This window comes from Allopontixanthobacter sp. (assembly GCF_034376665.1).
In the GTDB taxonomy this organism is placed as follows: domain Bacteria; phylum Pseudomonadota; class Alphaproteobacteria; order Sphingomonadales; family Sphingomonadaceae; genus Allopontixanthobacter.
Genome location: NZ_JAXMJI010000102.1, coordinates 40,712 through 54,937, shown reverse-complemented (window position 1 = coordinate 54,937; position 14,226 = coordinate 40,712). Strand labels below are relative to the sequence as shown.

General features: G+C 63.2%; 16 protein-coding genes and 1 pseudogene. 8 read left to right on the top strand and 9 right to left on the bottom strand.

The genetic code is table 11. The annotated features are described in order from the left end of the window. Positions 1-8: 8 nt before the first annotated feature. From U0988_RS11660 to U0988_RS11650, 3 genes and pseudogenes are all read right to left on the bottom strand, one after another. Complete coding sequence (locus U0988_RS11660) at positions 9-761, bottom strand: LytTR family DNA-binding domain-containing protein (RefSeq protein ID WP_322292789.1); 753 nt, start codon at positions 759-761, stop codon at positions 9-11. Continuing rightward, positions 754-2,034 carry a sensor histidine kinase gene (locus tag U0988_RS11655; protein WP_322292788.1) on the bottom strand — a complete coding sequence of 427 codons (1,281 nt, stop codon included), beginning with the start codon at positions 2,032-2,034 and terminating at the stop codon, positions 754-756. The genes U0988_RS11660 and U0988_RS11655 overlap by 8 nt, the downstream gene beginning before the upstream one ends. A gap of 112 nt (positions 2,035-2,146) precedes the next feature. Further along, positions 2,147-3,660, bottom strand: a pseudogene (locus U0988_RS11650) (fumarate hydratase). 184 nt (positions 3,661-3,844) lie between these two features. Here U0988_RS11650 and U0988_RS11645 point away from each other — a divergent pair. From U0988_RS11645 to U0988_RS11625, 5 genes are all read left to right on the top strand, one after another. Further along, positions 3,845-4,444, top strand: coding sequence for a protein-L-isoaspartate O-methyltransferase (locus U0988_RS11645; RefSeq protein ID WP_322292787.1), 600 nt, complete (start codon positions 3,845-3,847; stop codon positions 4,442-4,444). A gap of 2 nt (positions 4,445-4,446) precedes the next feature. Next, the gene (locus U0988_RS11640) at positions 4,447-5,913 is read left to right on the top strand and encodes a TolC family outer membrane protein (RefSeq protein WP_322292786.1); all 1,467 of its coding nucleotides are present in this window, start codon (positions 4,447-4,449) and stop codon (positions 5,911-5,913) included. Positions 5,914-5,968: 55 nt separating this feature from the next. Further along, positions 5,969-6,538: a DUF2497 domain-containing protein gene (locus tag U0988_RS11635; protein WP_322292823.1), complete on the top strand. Its 570-nt coding sequence runs from the start codon at positions 5,969-5,971 to the stop codon at positions 6,536-6,538. Between the two features lie 69 nt (positions 6,539-6,607). Beyond that, on the top strand, positions 6,608-8,773 hold the full coding sequence (locus tag U0988_RS11630) for a S9 family peptidase (RefSeq protein ID WP_322292822.1): 2,166 nt from the start codon (positions 6,608-6,610) through the stop codon (positions 8,771-8,773). Between the two features lie 14 nt (positions 8,774-8,787). Then, complete coding sequence (locus tag U0988_RS11625) at positions 8,788-9,174, top strand: (2Fe-2S) ferredoxin domain-containing protein (RefSeq protein WP_322292821.1); 387 nt, start codon at positions 8,788-8,790, stop codon at positions 9,172-9,174. A 9-nt stretch (positions 9,175-9,183) separates the two neighbouring features. Here U0988_RS11625 and U0988_RS11620 read toward each other — a convergent pair whose 3' ends face one another. Further along, complete coding sequence (locus tag U0988_RS11620; protein ID WP_322292785.1) at positions 9,184-9,477, bottom strand: hypothetical protein; 294 nt, start codon at positions 9,475-9,477, stop codon at positions 9,184-9,186. A 153-nt stretch (positions 9,478-9,630) separates the two neighbouring features. Here U0988_RS11620 and U0988_RS11615 point away from each other — a divergent pair, with 153 nt between their 5' ends. The 3 genes from U0988_RS11615 (at position 9,631) to xth (ending at position 11,305) form a co-directional block, all read left to right on the top strand. Next, entirely contained in the window at positions 9,631-10,062 is a 432-nt protein-coding gene (locus U0988_RS11615) for a CBS domain-containing protein (protein WP_322292820.1), read from the top strand. A gap of 75 nt (positions 10,063-10,137) precedes the next feature. After that, positions 10,138-10,467, top strand: a complete 330-nt coding sequence (locus U0988_RS11610; protein ID WP_322292784.1) for a HesB/IscA family protein — start codon at positions 10,138-10,140, stop codon at positions 10,465-10,467. A gap of 52 nt (positions 10,468-10,519) precedes the next feature. Beyond that, on the top strand, positions 10,520-11,305 hold the full coding sequence (gene xth, locus U0988_RS11605; protein WP_322292783.1) for an exodeoxyribonuclease III: 786 nt from the start codon (positions 10,520-10,522) through the stop codon (positions 11,303-11,305). A gap of 7 nt (positions 11,306-11,312) precedes the next feature. Here xth and U0988_RS11600 read toward each other — a convergent pair whose 3' ends face one another. The 5 genes from U0988_RS11600 to hpf form a co-directional block, all read right to left on the bottom strand. Then, the gene (locus U0988_RS11600; RefSeq protein ID WP_322292782.1) at positions 11,313-11,954 is read right to left on the bottom strand and encodes a cell wall hydrolase; all 642 of its coding nucleotides are present in this window, start codon (positions 11,952-11,954) and stop codon (positions 11,313-11,315) included. Between the two features lie 192 nt (positions 11,955-12,146). Continuing rightward, positions 12,147-12,482 carry a DUF1491 family protein gene (locus tag U0988_RS11595; RefSeq protein ID WP_322292819.1) on the bottom strand — a complete coding sequence of 112 codons (336 nt, stop codon included), beginning with the start codon at positions 12,480-12,482 and terminating at the stop codon, positions 12,147-12,149. Positions 12,483-12,487: 5 nt separating this feature from the next. Next, positions 12,488-12,979: a PaaI family thioesterase gene (locus tag U0988_RS11590; protein WP_322292781.1), complete on the bottom strand. Its 492-nt coding sequence runs from the start codon at positions 12,977-12,979 to the stop codon at positions 12,488-12,490. After that, positions 12,966-13,463, bottom strand: a complete 498-nt coding sequence (locus U0988_RS11585; protein ID WP_322292780.1) for a PTS sugar transporter subunit IIA — start codon at positions 13,461-13,463, stop codon at positions 12,966-12,968. Before U0988_RS11585 ends, U0988_RS11590 begins: the two co-directional genes overlap by 14 nt. 193 nt (positions 13,464-13,656) lie before the next feature. Then, positions 13,657-14,223 (bottom strand): ribosome hibernation-promoting factor, HPF/YfiA family, encoded by a 567-nt coding sequence (gene hpf, locus U0988_RS11580; protein WP_322292779.1) that lies wholly within the window; start codon positions 14,221-14,223, stop codon positions 13,657-13,659. Positions 14,224-14,226 lie beyond the last annotated feature (3 nt).

Genomic DNA, 14,226 nt, shown 5'->3' with positions numbered 1-14,226 from the left:
TTCCCCGCTCAGCGTCCGGCCATGGCCTTGACCCGGCCGAGATAGGTTCGCCCGATCCGCAGGGCTTCCCCATCATCGAGTTCTGCCGACCACACACCCAGCCCATCATGACGCAATCCGCGAATATTCTCGCGGCGCAGGATGGTGGAGCGATGAATGCGAATGAATTCCGCCGGGTTGAGGCGTCCCTCCAGCCCGGCGATGGTTTGCAGCAGCAGGTAAGTGGCCCCGCCGACATGCAGGCGGACGTAGTCGCGCTCGGCATCGATCCGCGAAACCTGCGCCATTTCGATGCGCACCAGTTCCGAACGATGCGGCACCCACAATTCGGTCAGCCATTCGCCTTCTTTGGGCGCGGCTTCGCTACGCCGGGTCAGGGCGCGTTCGATGGCGCGGCCGAGACGTTCGGGCGCGACCGGCTTGAGGACATAATCGACCGCGTCGAGATCGAAGGCTTCGACCGCAAAATTGTCGTGCGCGGTGACAAAGATGATCGCCGGTCGCTTTTGCCTGGCCGGGTCCATTGCGGCCACCTTGCGCGCCACCGACAGGCCGTCGGCTTCGGGCATGGTCATGTCGAGCAGGACCAGGTCCGGCCCCAGCGCCTCGATCAGCCGCAGCGCCGCAGCGCCGTCGCTTGCCGTCCCGACAACCTGAAGATCGTTCAGCCTGGCGCAGATTACCTGCATCCGTTCGACCGCCAGCGGTTCGTCGTCCACGATCAGGGTACGCAATGGTGCGTTTTCGTTATGATCAGCCATGTGTCACCAGGGGCAGCCTCAGTTCGGTAAGATATCCCTGCGGAGTCGCGGTGGAGGTAACGCTCGCTTCCTTGCCGAAGCGTGCTTCGAGCCGGTCCCGCACATTGGCGAGCCCGATGCCGAATCCCGATGTGCCGTTCCTGCCCGCATCGCCCGGCGCGGACCTGCCATTGTGGCCGGGTCCATCATCGCTCACCGAAAGCACCAGCCGGCCATATTCGAGGCGCGCCGCCAGCGTTATGGTCACCGGCTGGTTGAACGGGGCGACCGCATACTTCACCGAATTTTCTATGAGTGGCTGCAGGATCATGCCCGGAACGCGCGCCTGCGCCAGATCGGGCGGTAGATCGAACCGGGTTTGCAGACGCTCGGGGAACCGGACCTGTTCAATCTGCAGATAATGCCGCTGCAATTCGAATTCTTCCGCCAGTTCCACATCCGAAGTCGGATCGTCGGCCAGACTGTAACGATAGAAATTGGAGATCGACTGGATCATCTCTTCGGCCTTCTCGGCCTTGCCCGTCATGACCATCGCCGACAGCGAATTGAGCGTGTTGAACAGGAAGTGCGGATTGACCTGATAGCGCAGCGACCGCAATTCTGCGGCCTTGGCCGCGCGCCGGAATTCCCCTTCGCGCCGTTCCGACGATTTGGCCTGCGCGCCGGCGAGTAGGGCAAGATAGAGCGAGGCCCACGCCAGCAGCAGGAAATAGCGGCCGAGCGCAATGTCCGACAATTGCCGCCACCGGTCGAGCCCCGTCGGGGCCGGTGCCAGCGTTACCGTGGCCGCTACCGAGGGTTCGGGCGCGTCCGGCCCTTGTGTCCCGGCGGCACCGGGTGTGTCGTATTGCCCCGGCAATCCGGGCACATCGACGAGCACATTGCCCGCTTCGTCGCGCCGGATGCGGATGCCCTGACGCTCACCCATTTTCTCGATCACCCGGGTTTCGACATCGGCGAAGATCATCTGGTTTGCCTGGGCGATCAACACGGCGGCGGGCAGGGCGAGGACCAGCGCCGCCGCAATCTTGGCCCACAGCGCGCGTTCGTCGAACAGCCGCAGGACCAGCCACATGATAAAGGTGATGGCGACTCCGGCCAGGCTCACCAGCGCACGCCGCCACATCAGCTCATAGGGCATTTCCAGCCCGACAATCGAACCGCGCAGCGTTGTCAGCAGGAAGTAGCACAGCCAAAGTCCGACCATCGAGGCCAGCACGGCGCGGACAGGCAGGCGTACCGGTGCAGCCCGGGCCGATTCGGAAAAATTCATCACCCCGTCACCTAGGCCGGATGCGGCAGTGCAGGCCAGCGCCGTCGTCGAGTAGGCAGCGCCCTTCGTCGAGCATGTGTCCCTTCCCCCTGCTTAAACCCGACAATGACCATCAACCGACCGGAAGCAAGCCTTCCCGCGCGATCTTTTCCTTCCAATAGGCGGGGGCAAGCGTGTGGACATTGTTGCCTTCGCTATCGACCGCCACCGTCACCGGCATGTTTTCGACCGTGAATTCATAAATCGCTTCCATCCCGAGGTCCTCGAAAGCGACGACCCTGGCTTCCTTGATCGCGCGGGCCACCAGATAGGCCGCGCCGCCGGTGGCCATCAGATAGGCGACCTTGTTCGCCGCAATGGCATCAACCGCACCCTGCCCGCGTTCGGCCTTGCCGATCATCAGCAGCAGCCCGAGATCGAGCATCATCTTGGTGAACTTGTCCATCCGGGTTGCGGTTGTGGGTCCCGCCGGGCCGACCGCTTCGCCCATGATCGGATCAACCGGACCGACATAATAGATCGCCCTTCCGGCAAAGCTGACCGGCAGTTCCTCGCCCGCAGCCATCATGTCCGCAATCCGCTTGTGCGCCGCGTCGCGTCCGGTCAGCATTTTGCCCGACAGCAGCAAGCGGTCGCCGTTCTTCCAGCTGCGCACCTGCTCAGGCGTTACGGTATCAAGATCGACCCTCAGCGCCGCCGCGTCGGGCTGCCAGTCCACATCCGGCCATTCGTCCAGCCTGGGCACTTCGAGAAACGAGGGGCCGGAGCCGTCGAGCATGAAATGCGCGTGGCGGGTCGCGGCGCAATTGGGGATCATCGCCACTGGCTTGCCCGCCGCATGACACGGCGCGTCGTAGATCTTGACGTCGAGCACGGTCGACAGCCCGCCCAGCCCCTGCGCCCCGATACCGAGCGCGTTGACCTTGTCGAAAATTTCGATCCGCAGCCGTTCGATGTCGTTCTGCGCCCCGCGCGCCTTCAACTGCCCCATGTCGATCGGGTCCATCAGGCTCTGTTTCGCCAGCTTCATGCAATGTTCCGCAGTGCCGCCGATGCCGATGCCGAGCATTCCCGGCGGGCACCAGCCCGCGCCCATCTGCGGCAGCATTTCAAGCACCCAGTCGGTAATGCTGTCCGACGGGTTCATCATCTTGAACTTGGACTTGTTCTCGCTGCCGCCTTGGCCGCGACATCGATCGTGACCGTGTTGCCCGGCACCATCTCCACCGACAGGACACAGGGGGTGTTGTCGCGGGTGTTGCGGCGGGTGAAGGCCGGATCCGCCAGGATCGAGGCACGCAGCTTGTTGTCCGAATTGGTATAGGCGCGGCGCACCCCTTCATCGACCACATCCTGCAGGCTCATGTCCGAACCGAGGCGGCAACTCTGGCCCCACTTCACGAACACGTTCACGATGCCGGTGTCCTGGCAGATCGGGCGGTGGCCTTCGGCGCACATCCGGCTGTTGGTCAGGATCTGGGCGATCGCGTCCTTCGCCGCCGGACCCTGCTCCGCCTCATAGGCCTCGCCCAGCGCGCGGATGTAATCCATCGGGTGATAATAGGAGATATATTGCAGCGCATCGGCGACACTTTCGACCAGGTCCGCTTCGCGGATGGTTACCATTTCGCTCATCGGATCGTATCTCCATTCGGTCGATTGGACCGCTTCATAGTCGCAGGCAGCGGCTAGCGTCAAAGGGCTTGGCGAGGGATTGCTTGCACCGTAAAGCCGCCGCTGATCCGGAGAGGGCGACCGTCCCTCTCCGACACCGATTGACCAACTGTGTTGTTGGTGTAATACAGTAGAGATGTCCATGACGAAAACCCTTGCCAGCACCGAAGCCGCACGCCGCGCGATGATCGACAGCCAGCTGCGTACCAGCGGCGTCAACGAACCCTTCGTGCTCGCCCGCATGGCCGCCGTGCCGCGGGAGGACTTCGTGCCTGCCGCTGCGCGCGACACCGCCTATATCGACCGCTCCATTCCGCTGGAAAACGGCCGCCGCCTGGCCGCCCCGCTGTTCTACGGCATGATGCTGGCCGAAGCCCAGCCGCTCGCCACCGAAGCCGCTTTGGTAGTGGACAGTGGCAGCGGCTATCTGCCCGAATTGCTGCGCCCGCTGGTAAAATCGGTGGATGTCATCACGCCGGAGGACGCGCTGGTCAAAAGCCGCAAGTCCGCGGCCTATTCGCTGCTGCTGATCGACGGCGCGGTGGAGGAACTGCCCGACAGCCTGACCCGGCGGCTGGAAGATGGCGGCCGAGTTCTGACCGGTCTGGTGGTCAAGGGTGTGACCCGGCTGGCCGTGGGCCGCAAGACCGCGGGCGGCGTGGCCTTGCTGCCGCTGGCCGAAATCGGCATTCCGCGCCTGTCCGAATTCGACAAAGCCGCCGGTTGGAGCTTCTGATCATGCGCCGCAGCGTGAACCGCCTCGCGCTGCTCGCCGCGGCGTCCAGTCTGATTGCCAGCCCGGCCGCGGCGGATACCTTGCGCGAGGCGCTGAGCGAAGCCTATCGCACCAATCCGACATTGCAGGCAGCGCGCGCCAACCAGCGCGCGACCGATGAATTCGTTCCGCTGGAAAAATCCGCCGGACGCCCGAACATCGGTGCCACCGCAACCCATGTGGAATTTCTGAAGCGTTCCTCAAACAGCTTCACCGCGCCGGAACGGACCCTGAGCGTGAGCGCCGATCTCGGCGTTCCGATCTATTCCGGCGGTGCGGTGAAAAACGGCGTCCGCGCCGCAAAGGTGCGGGTCGACGCCGGGCAGGCCAATCTCAGGGCGACCGAATCGGCCATATTCAGCCAGGTCGTCGCCGCCTATATGGATGTAATCCGCAACCAGGCGATCGTCGGGCTGACCGCAAATCAGGTCAATGTCCTGTCGGTCAACCTCCAGGCGACCAGCGACCGGTTCGAAATCGGGGACCTGACGCGGACGGACATTGCCCAGTCACAGTCGCGTCTGGCGCTGGCCGAAAGCGATCTGCGCACCGCCCAGTCCAATCTGATCGGGGCGCGGGAATTCTATATCCAGCTGGTCGGGGAGGCACCCGACAATCTGCAGCCGCCGCCGCCCCTGCCCGCTCTGCCGGCAACGGCTGCCGAAGCGGTCGATACGGCCCTGGAATACAATCCGGACCTGATCGCGGCGCGTGAAAACGCCAAGGCCGCGGACATCGATATCAAGGTCACCAGGGCGAACCGCCTGCCCACCGTCTCGCTGTTTGCCGGAACCGACTATAACAATTTTTACGGAACGCTTGGCGGACCTTCGGCCGTGCAATTCTCGCAAAGCGAGACGACCGGCAGCGCGGGCGTCCAGATCAGCATTCCCATCTTCCAGGGCGGCCGCCCCGCCGCGCTGGAGCGGCAGGCGCAAGCCATCGCCAGCGCGGCGCTGGAACAGGAAATCGCGGCCGAGCGCGACGCCATTGCGCAGGTCCGCGCCGCCTATGCCAGTTGGCAGGCCTCCAGCGCGATCATCGAATCCTCGCAGTCCGCCGTGGCCGCCGCCGAACTCAGTCTCGAGGGGACGCGCGCGGAAAATACTGTCGGCAGCCGCACGATCCTGGATATCCTGAACGCAGAGCAGGAATTGCTCAACGCCCGGGTCCAACTGGTCACCGCACGGCGCAACGCCTATGTCGCTGGCTTCAGCCTGCTGGCTGCAATGGGCCGCGCGGAGGCCCGTGACCTCGGCCTGGGCGACGAGACCTTGCTGTACGACCCACAGGTCAATTTCGACCGCGTCAAAGGCAAATGGTCCGATTGGGACAACGATCCGGCACCCGTCGCCGTCTCGACACGCACGATCGACGTGCCTGCTCCCGATGCGGCGATTGAGCAAACAGAGGACTCGCCAAACCGGTGAATTCCGGTAATCTGGCACTCTGACGTCGGTTCACGAATACGGGGATGATTGCATGATGCGCCAGCAAGGCGAAGCTTCGGTCGAGGAGATCCTCGCCTCCATCAAGCAGGTCATCGCGCGCGACAACCGCGCCGGGGCTCTCGAAGTCCGCCGTCGCCGCGAATCGGAAGGTTTGAAAGATGTTTTCGATGACGGTGCCGATGCGGCAGCGTCCGGGCCGCCCGACGAGCAGCCGGGTGATCCGCAGGAAAGCCTGGCGGACGAGCCGGCGGAAAGCGAAGCCCTCGAAAGCGATACTATCCTCGACCTCAGCGAGGCCGACTTCGTCGAACAGGACGATGATTTCAACGATAGTGAGCCAGACAGCACCGACGACGATGGCGACACACCGCTGACCGCCGACCCGCTGCGCGAATCGATCCGCGAGAATTTCGCAGCGCTGGCGATGCTGTCCAAACCGGGTGCCCAGCCGCAAATCGTGCGGTCGGGCGAAACTTCTCTCGAGGGGCTGGTGCGCGAATTGCTTCGCCCGATGCTGTCCGAATGGATCGAAAGGAACTTGCCGGGCATGGTTGAAAAGATGGTTCAGGCCGAAATCGCCCGCATTGCCGGAAAGCGCGGATAACGCGGACAGCGCGTGCGCGAAATCCGCTTGCACGCATTGGCAGAGCGTCTAACTCTCTCCCGCATGACAATGAAATCCGGGCTGAAGCCCCTGTTCGCACCCATTGCCCTGGCACTTTCGCTTGCGGCTGCGCCGACCTCCGCTACCGGCCAGGCCGCCGGTATGAGCGCGCAGGATCTGGTGACCATGCCGCGTGTTGGCGGCCCTTCGACCAGCCCCGATGGCCGGTTCGCGGTCTATCCGGTGACCCTGACCGATCCGGATACCTACGAACGCAGCACCAGCCATTTCATCCTGGACCTGGCAGACCCTGCGGCCAGTCCGATGCCGCTCGACCTTGGCGGCGAGGCCTCCGATGTCCGTTTCGGCGCGGGCGGGTATCTCTATTTCCTCTCCTCCCGCGCAGCGCCGGGCAGCGCCGCGGATGCCGGGGACAGCAAAAGCCAGATCTGGCGCGTTGCGGTGCAAAACGGACGGCCCACGGGCGCGCCGTCTCAGGTCAGCACCTTGGAAGCGGACATCGCCGGCTATTCGGTTTCCCCCGATGGCACCAAACTGTTGGTGTTCGGCGATGTGCTGCGCAGCTGCCCGACATTCGGCTGCGCCGATGCGAAGGGAAGCCATTTGCCCGGACCCGGCACTGGCCGGCTGTATGAAGGCGATGTCGGCTTTGTCCGCCACTGGGACCAATGGGAGACGCCCGGCATCTACAGCCGCGCCTTCGTATTTCCGATCGTCGAGGGGCGGCTCTACGGTGACGGCGCTGCCGTGGACGGCCCGGCGGGCGAAGGTGCGCTGATTGGCGACACCCCGACCAAACCGTTCGGCGGGACGGAGGATCTGGCCTGGGCACCGGACAGTTCCGCCGTCTATTTCGCCGCACGCAAAGCGAATGCGGACGAGCCGGTATCGACCAATGTCGATATCTACCGCTCCGACCTGTCAGGACAGGCGCCGGTCAATTTGACCGCAGCCAACACCGCGTTCGACACCTTGCCTGCGCCGTCTCCGGACGGGAAATATCTCGCCTATGCCGCGATGGAACGGCCCGGTTACGAAGCGGACCGGCTGGTGGTCCAGCTGCGCGATCTCGATACCGGCGAGACACGTGCGGTGACCTCCGCATGGGACCGCTCGGCCGGTTCGATCGCCTGGACCCCCGATTCGCGCTATCTGGTGGTGACGGCGCAGGATGTGCTCGACACGCCCGCCTTCCGGATTGATCCGCGTGACGGCACCGTCACCCGCCTGACCCTGTCGCCGGGCCGCGAAGGGCATATCGGCAATGTCGCGCCGCTGCCGGACGGCGCTTTGCTGTTCACCCGCGACACGATTGAAAGTCCCGCCGAGATCTATCTTGCGCCAGACGATGCGCCGGGCCGTCAACTGACCAGCCATACCGCAGTTGCGCTGGCGGAATTGCAGCCGGTGACCACCCGCCGGTTCAGTTTTGCGGGTGCGAATGGCGATACGGTCTGGGGCCAGATCACCAAGCCTGCCGGAACGGACGAAAAACTTCCCGCGATCCTTTACGTCCACGGCGGGCCGCAGGGCAGTTTCAACGACAGCTGGTCCAGCCGGTGGAACCCGCGCGTGGTCGCCAGCCAGGGCTACGCGGTGGTGTCGGTCGATTTCCACGGCAGCACCGGATACGGCCAGGCCTTCACCGGTGCGATCACCCGCGACTGGGGCGGCAAGCCGCTGGAGGACCTGCAGAAAGGCCTCGCCGCGGCGGTGGAACTCGACCGCCAGATCGACGGCGGCAACGCCTGCGCGATGGGGGCATCCTATGGCGGATACATGATGAACTGGATCGCCGGGAAGTGGCCCGACCGGTTCAAATGCCTGATCCAGCACGACGGCGTGTTCGATCAGCGGGCGATGTATTACGAGACCGAGGAATTGTGGTTCATCGAATGGGAGCACGGCGGCAAGGCCTATTTCGAAGCGCCCGAGGAATTCGAGAAATGGAACCCGGTCAATTACGTGAACAATTGGCAGACCCCGATGCTGGTCATCACCGGCGAGAAGGATTTCCGCATTCCCTATACCCAGGGCATTGCGTCCTTCACGGCCCTGCAGCGCAAAGGCATACCTTCACAACTGCTGGTGTTTCCGGACGAAAACCACTGGGTGCTGAAACCGAAGAACTCGCTCCAATGGCATAGCACCGTTTTCGGCTGGCTGGACCGCTGGCTGAAGGACGATGCGGCCCCCGGCGCTGCGATTCCGTAAGCGCAGAGAAGGAACTGCTCAAGGCGCGCCAGGCGCTGACCAAGATCGGCGGCGAAAGCATCGAGCGGCAGATTTTCCTGTGCGCGATGTCGGAGAAGCAGAAATGCTGCAGCCTGGACGAAGGCAAGGCGGCGTGGCATTACCTCAAGAAACGGCTGAAAGAGCTGGATCTGGTTGGTCCCAAACGAACGGGCAAGGACGGCGCCACCATCGGCGGGGTCCAGCGGGCCAAGGCCGACTGCCTGCAGATTTGCGCCGCCGGGCCGATCGCGGTCGTCTGGCCTGACCGCGTGTGGTATCATTCGTGCAACGAGGAGGTGCTGGAACAAATCATCCAGCGCCATCTGATCGGCGGCGAAGTGGTCGAGGAATTCCGCCTGACCGGCGCTCCGCCCGCCTGAACGCCGGGATCAATCGCGATTGCGGGGTTCGCTCAGATCTTCGACTGATTCGTCGTGCCCTGTCCCGCTGGACAGGAACACCAGCCCCATCAACGCCGACATCAGCAGCATCGCAAAACCGATGCCGAGCGCGGTCGCGATGTAGAAATGCACCGACACCATGCCGTTGAATTTATACAGCACTGCGATGGCGATGATCACCGTGCCGGTGGTCAGCAGGAACATGAACCGCATGAGCCGCCGGTAACGATCCCACGCAAAGGCAGCTTTTTCGGGATCGTCGAGGGGGGATTTCTTGGTCATGGTCCAACAGTAAGGCGCGCAAGGCGTGCTTTCAACGCCTGCTTTGACCTCCGCGCCGCCATCATCACGCGCGGATTCGCCATGAACGGCTTTTCGTGGCATATTTCCTCCGGGCCGGAAAACATGCCGGCCGCTGCGGAAAGGGGAGTTGCGATGCAGATTGCCACATTGATTGCGAGCCGCGATCCGGCAGACATTATCCATTGCACGATCGACATGCCGGTGCGCGAAGTCGTCGCCCTGCTCGCCGGAAAGCGGATCGGCGCGCTGCCGGTGATGAACGGATCGATGGTCGCCGGGATCTTTTCCGAGCGCGACCTGATCTACCGGGTCGCGGAAATGGGCGAAAAATGCCTCGATTGCGCGGTTGGCGAAGTGATGACCGCGCCTGCGATTACGGTCGGTGCGCAGGAAACGGTGCTCGATGCCCTCGCCCTGATGACCCGGCGAAGGATTCGCCATTTGCCGGTGCTGGAAAACGGGGCGCTGCGCGGCTTCATTTCCATCGGCGACCTGGTGAAATCGCGGCTTGATGAGGTGCGCCATGAAGCCGAAGCTTTGCGGACTTATATCCAGACCGCATGACCCGCCCGGCCGGTTGCTGGCGAATCTTGGCTGCCGCGCCTTGAGCGGGCGGCCTGCGCGTCCTACATAAGGCCCATGTCCGACACTCTCACCCTGACACCTTCTGCCGCCAAACGGGTGGCGTGGATCGCTGAAAAGCAGGCCAAGCCAGCGATCCTGCGGCTGTCGGTCGAGGGCGGAGGCTGTTCCGGCTTCCAGTATAAATTCGACCTGGCCGACGGCGCGGACGCCGATGATATGGTGAGCGAAACCGAAGGCGTGAAGCTGATCGTCGATCCGGTCAGCCTCGACCTGGTTTCGGGCAGCGTGGTCGATTTCGTCGAATCGCTGGGCGGTGCGGCTTTCAAGGTCGAAAATCCGCAAGCGGCGGCGGGCTGCGGATGCGGGTCCAGCTTCGGCATCTGAGATTTTATCCGGCAATGGACGGGACCCGGAATTTCGGGCTAATGCCGGACCCATGAAAATCGCCAGCTTCAACATCAACGGCGTCAAGGCGCGCCTGCCCCGCCTGCTCGAATGGCTTGAGGAAACCCGGCCGAGCGTGGCTTGCCTGCAGGAGGTCAAGAGCCAGGACGAGGGCTTTCCCGCCGAGGAATTCGAGAAGATCGGCTATCAGGCGATCTGGCACGGCCAGAAAAGCTTCAACGGTGTCGCCATCCTGGCGGACGGGGTGAAACCGGTCGAAACCCTGCGCGGCCTGCCGCATCTGTCGCCGGCCGATACAGAGGACGATCACGCCCGCTATCTCGAGGCCGAGGTCGGCGGGGTCCGGATTGCGTGCATCTATCTGCCCAACGGCAATCCGCAGCCGGGGCCCAAATTCGATTACAAGCTGGCGTGGATGAAACGGCTGCGCGCGCGGATGCAGGATCTGTGGGCGCTGGAAATACCCTGCGCGGTGATCGGCGATTTCAACGTCATTCCGCATGACGACGATGTCTGGTCACCCAAGGCGATGGAAGATGACGCGCTGATGCAGCCTCAATCCCGCGACGCCTATGCGCAGCTGCTGGGCGACGGCTGGACCGACGCGCTGCGCACCCTAAACCCGCGGGGCGGGGTGTGGACCTATTGGGATTATCAGGCGGGCGCGTGGCAGCGCGATCACGGATTCCGGATCGACCACATGCTGCTGTCGCCCGAACTGGCGGACCGGCTGGTCGCCGCAGGCGTGGACAAGGACCACCGCGGGCGCGAAAAGGCCAGCGATCACGCCCCGGTGTGGTTCGAAATCCGGTCCTGATCCGCGATCAGCGGTAAAAGATATGGCTGTCGATCGTCGCGCGGGCGATTTTCGTGCGGCTCCATTTCGGCCGCACGTAGTTCGCATGGAAATAGAGCGAATCGCCGACCTCGCTGTCCCACATCCCCTCGTGGGCAATGCGGGCAATGGTCTTGGCGCGGGTCCATGCGGCCGAACTGCGCTTGATGTGCGGCATGGCGCCGCCCTTGATGAAGGAAAACTGCGAGCGCTGGTACACTACGCCGCAATAGCTCGAAGGGAACTGGCGGGATTCGGCCCGGTTCACTACCACCTGGGCCACGGCTAGCTGCCCGTCCACGGGTTCGCCGCGCGATTCGAAATAGACGGCCCCGGCGAGGCATTCCATTTCGGGAGACAGCGCATCCGGTGCGTGAACGGCGGAAATAAGCTGCTTCAACGACGATGCCTGCGGCGCGCCCTCGGACGCTGGTTCTGCCGGAAGCGGTTGGACCACTTCCTCGGACACGAACACCGGCACGGTTTCGTCGGTAAGAGGGAGTGCGGAAATTTCCGCGGATTCGCCCTGTTGGGCAATAGCGCTTGAACTCGCGGCGCTGGCGCTGGCAAAAACTACGGTCCCGGTCGCGGCAATCGCGATCAGGCCGGCAAACTGGGCCTTACGACTCATCTACTCATTCGTTAGGGCGGTTGACGCGCTCAGACGCAGGCTGGGACCGTGGGAAGAAATTCGTAGTACGGTCCGCTATTGGCCTGCCGGCCGCCACCCGTCTGCGTGCAAACCAGATAACCGGGTGTTATCGTGGCCGCCCTCGCTTTCGGAAGCTCGGCGCCAAATAGGTTCATTTGAAACTAAGTCAACTCAGGGATTGAGGGCTGCGATGAACCGTTCTGGATTTGCGATGTCTACTTCCACAATCCAGAGATCGCCGTCCTGCCGCTTGCGACGGGCCAGATATTCATCGAATTCCTCCACATTATCCATATCGTGCTCTTTGACCGGCACGAACTTGCGGGACCCATCGAGCTGCGGCATACGTTCGTACAGCACCCGGTTCCGGCCCTTTTCCATGGTCAGGACCAGTATGGTTCCCGCATCGCGCTCCCCTTTGGCGAGCACTGCCGCAAAGCCGCCATCTGCTTCCGCCATCCGGAGCAGACCGGAAACTTCGAGGTGAGCCGGGAGCCGGGCATCCATCCCGGTCATTCCCGCGCCGCGCTGTAGCCGGGCAAGCTGGAGAGCAAGATGCGCGAACGCATGAAGGTGCCGGTACCGCGTCCGATTTCGTCCCCTTCTTCGTCGATCAACCGCGATTCGGCGACATAGACACGGCGGCGGCCGCTGATCCAGCGGCCTTCGGCGATTACCTGGCCGTTCCGGACGGGCTTGGTGAAGTGAAGGTTGAACGAGGTGGTCAGCAGAAAACGATCGGTAACGAGAGTGTTGGCGGCATAGAAGGCGGCATCGTCGAGCATCTTGAAATAGATCGTGCCATGCGCAGCGCCTGCGGCATGATAGCAGCTTTCGGTGACCTGGAAGATCAACCGCGCGCTGCCCTCGCCTTCGATATGGAGGCTGGAATCGAACAGGGCATTGACCGGGGCAGACCGGTACAGCCGTTCCAGCGCCCGGTAATGCAGGTCCGCACCGGAACCGGCTGCGGGGTCAGAAACGGGTGCGTCAGGCGCTTTCACGGGCCGCTCCGCCTGGATTATCGTTCGCAATGACGCTGTCGGGCAGATTGGTGAGAGTGGCAAACAGCGCATCCGCATCCTCGGCGCGCTGCAGAGCATCGTAGATTTTCTCATCGCGGATCATGCGGGAGATCGCGGCGAGCGCGTGCAGATGGCCCGCACCGGCGTTAGGCGGGGACAACAGACCGAAGACCAAATCGACCGGTATGCCGTCAGCGGCTTTGAAATCCACCGGGGCATCGAGCTTGATCAAGGCAACGACCGGGAATTCGATACCACCGACCCGCGCGTGCGGAATGGCGACCCGGCGGCCGAATCCGGTACTCCCGAGGCGCTCGCGTTCCTCCAGCCCTTCCAGAACCGTTGCCCGGTCCAGGTCGTAGGCATCGGCAAAACAGGCAGACAGCGCCGCCAGGACAGCCGCCTTGCTGTCGGCACCGCAGGTCGCCACGGCAGCTCGCGAAAGTTTCAGGTTTGCGTACATGGTTCCGATCTTTGCAGGGGAGGGGGGGATCCATCCTCTAGGGCTATGCCACAACTGGGCGCGACGATTCGCGTTCCGCGCATAGCTATCTCCGAAGCACTACCGGGTTTCGCACGTTCGATCTGCGAAACCATCCAGCGAATTCAGGGCAGCGTGCCCTAATCGCGGACTGTCTGGATCCCGATGTCAGACATCAGTGCGGTTCGACCCAGCCGATCGATCCATCGTTGCGGCGATACACCATATTATGGCGTCCGGTTCCAGCATTTTTGAAGAACATGGCGTTGGTGTGCCGCAAATCGAGCATCATGACCGCGTCGGCCACGCTGGATTCGGGAATATCGACCTTGGTTTCCGCCACGATCAGCGGTGCATCGGCCATTTCTTCGAATTCATCGGGCTCGGGAGCCGCAAAGATGCGGTAAGCCGCTTCTTCTTCCTGGACCGAATGGGCGGCCTGTTCGTGGCGATCGTTCAGCCGCCGCTTGTACCGCCGCAGCTGGGTATCGATCTTGTTAACCGCCTGATCCAGCGCCTGGTGGGCATCCTGCGCCACGCCGTGGCTCTTCACGATCATCCCCTGCATTACGTGGGTAACGATGTCGCAGCTGAACGCCCCGGCAGGCGCCTTGCCGAAGGTAACCTGGGAGGACAGCGCCCGGTTGAAATATTTCTCGACGATGGCGTTCAAGCGGTCCGCCGCATGATCCTGGAGCGCGGCTCCGGTATCCAACTGGTGGCCTGAAACACGAATATCCATCGC

Bases quoted from the DNA above. Each gene is read 5' to 3' on its own strand.
- U0988_RS11660 (WP_322292789.1), bottom strand. From the start codon at position 761: ATGGCTGATCATAACGAAAACGCACCATTGCGTACCCTGATCGTGGAC.
- U0988_RS11655 (WP_322292788.1), bottom strand. From the start codon at position 2,034: ATGAATTTTTCCGAATCGGCCCGGGCTGCACCGGTACGCCTGCCTGTC.
- U0988_RS11645 (WP_322292787.1), top strand. From the start codon at position 3,845: ATGTCCATGACGAAAACCCTTGCCAGCACCGAAGCCGCACGCCGCGCG.
- U0988_RS11640 (WP_322292786.1), top strand. From the start codon at position 4,447: ATGCGCCGCAGCGTGAACCGCCTCGCGCTGCTCGCCGCGGCGTCCAGT.
- U0988_RS11635 (WP_322292823.1), top strand. From the start codon at position 5,969: ATGCGCCAGCAAGGCGAAGCTTCGGTCGAGGAGATCCTCGCCTCCATC.
- U0988_RS11630 (WP_322292822.1), top strand. From the start codon at position 6,608: ATGAAATCCGGGCTGAAGCCCCTGTTCGCACCCATTGCCCTGGCACTT.
- U0988_RS11620 (WP_322292785.1), bottom strand. From the start codon at position 9,477: ATGACCAAGAAATCCCCCCTCGACGATCCCGAAAAAGCTGCCTTTGCG.
- U0988_RS11615 (WP_322292820.1), top strand. From the start codon at position 9,631: ATGCAGATTGCCACATTGATTGCGAGCCGCGATCCGGCAGACATTATC.
- U0988_RS11610 (WP_322292784.1), top strand. From the start codon at position 10,138: ATGTCCGACACTCTCACCCTGACACCTTCTGCCGCCAAACGGGTGGCG.
- xth (WP_322292783.1), top strand. From the start codon at position 10,520: ATGAAAATCGCCAGCTTCAACATCAACGGCGTCAAGGCGCGCCTGCCC.
- U0988_RS11600 (WP_322292782.1), bottom strand. From the start codon at position 11,954: ATGAGTCGTAAGGCCCAGTTTGCCGGCCTGATCGCGATTGCCGCGACC.
- U0988_RS11595 (WP_322292819.1), bottom strand. From the start codon at position 12,482: ATGGATGCCCGGCTCCCGGCTCACCTCGAAGTTTCCGGTCTGCTCCGG.
- U0988_RS11585 (WP_322292780.1), bottom strand. From the start codon at position 13,463: ATGTACGCAAACCTGAAACTTTCGCGAGCTGCCGTGGCGACCTGCGGT.
- hpf (WP_322292779.1), bottom strand. From the start codon at position 14,223: ATGGATATTCGTGTTTCAGGCCACCAGTTGGATACCGGAGCCGCGCTC.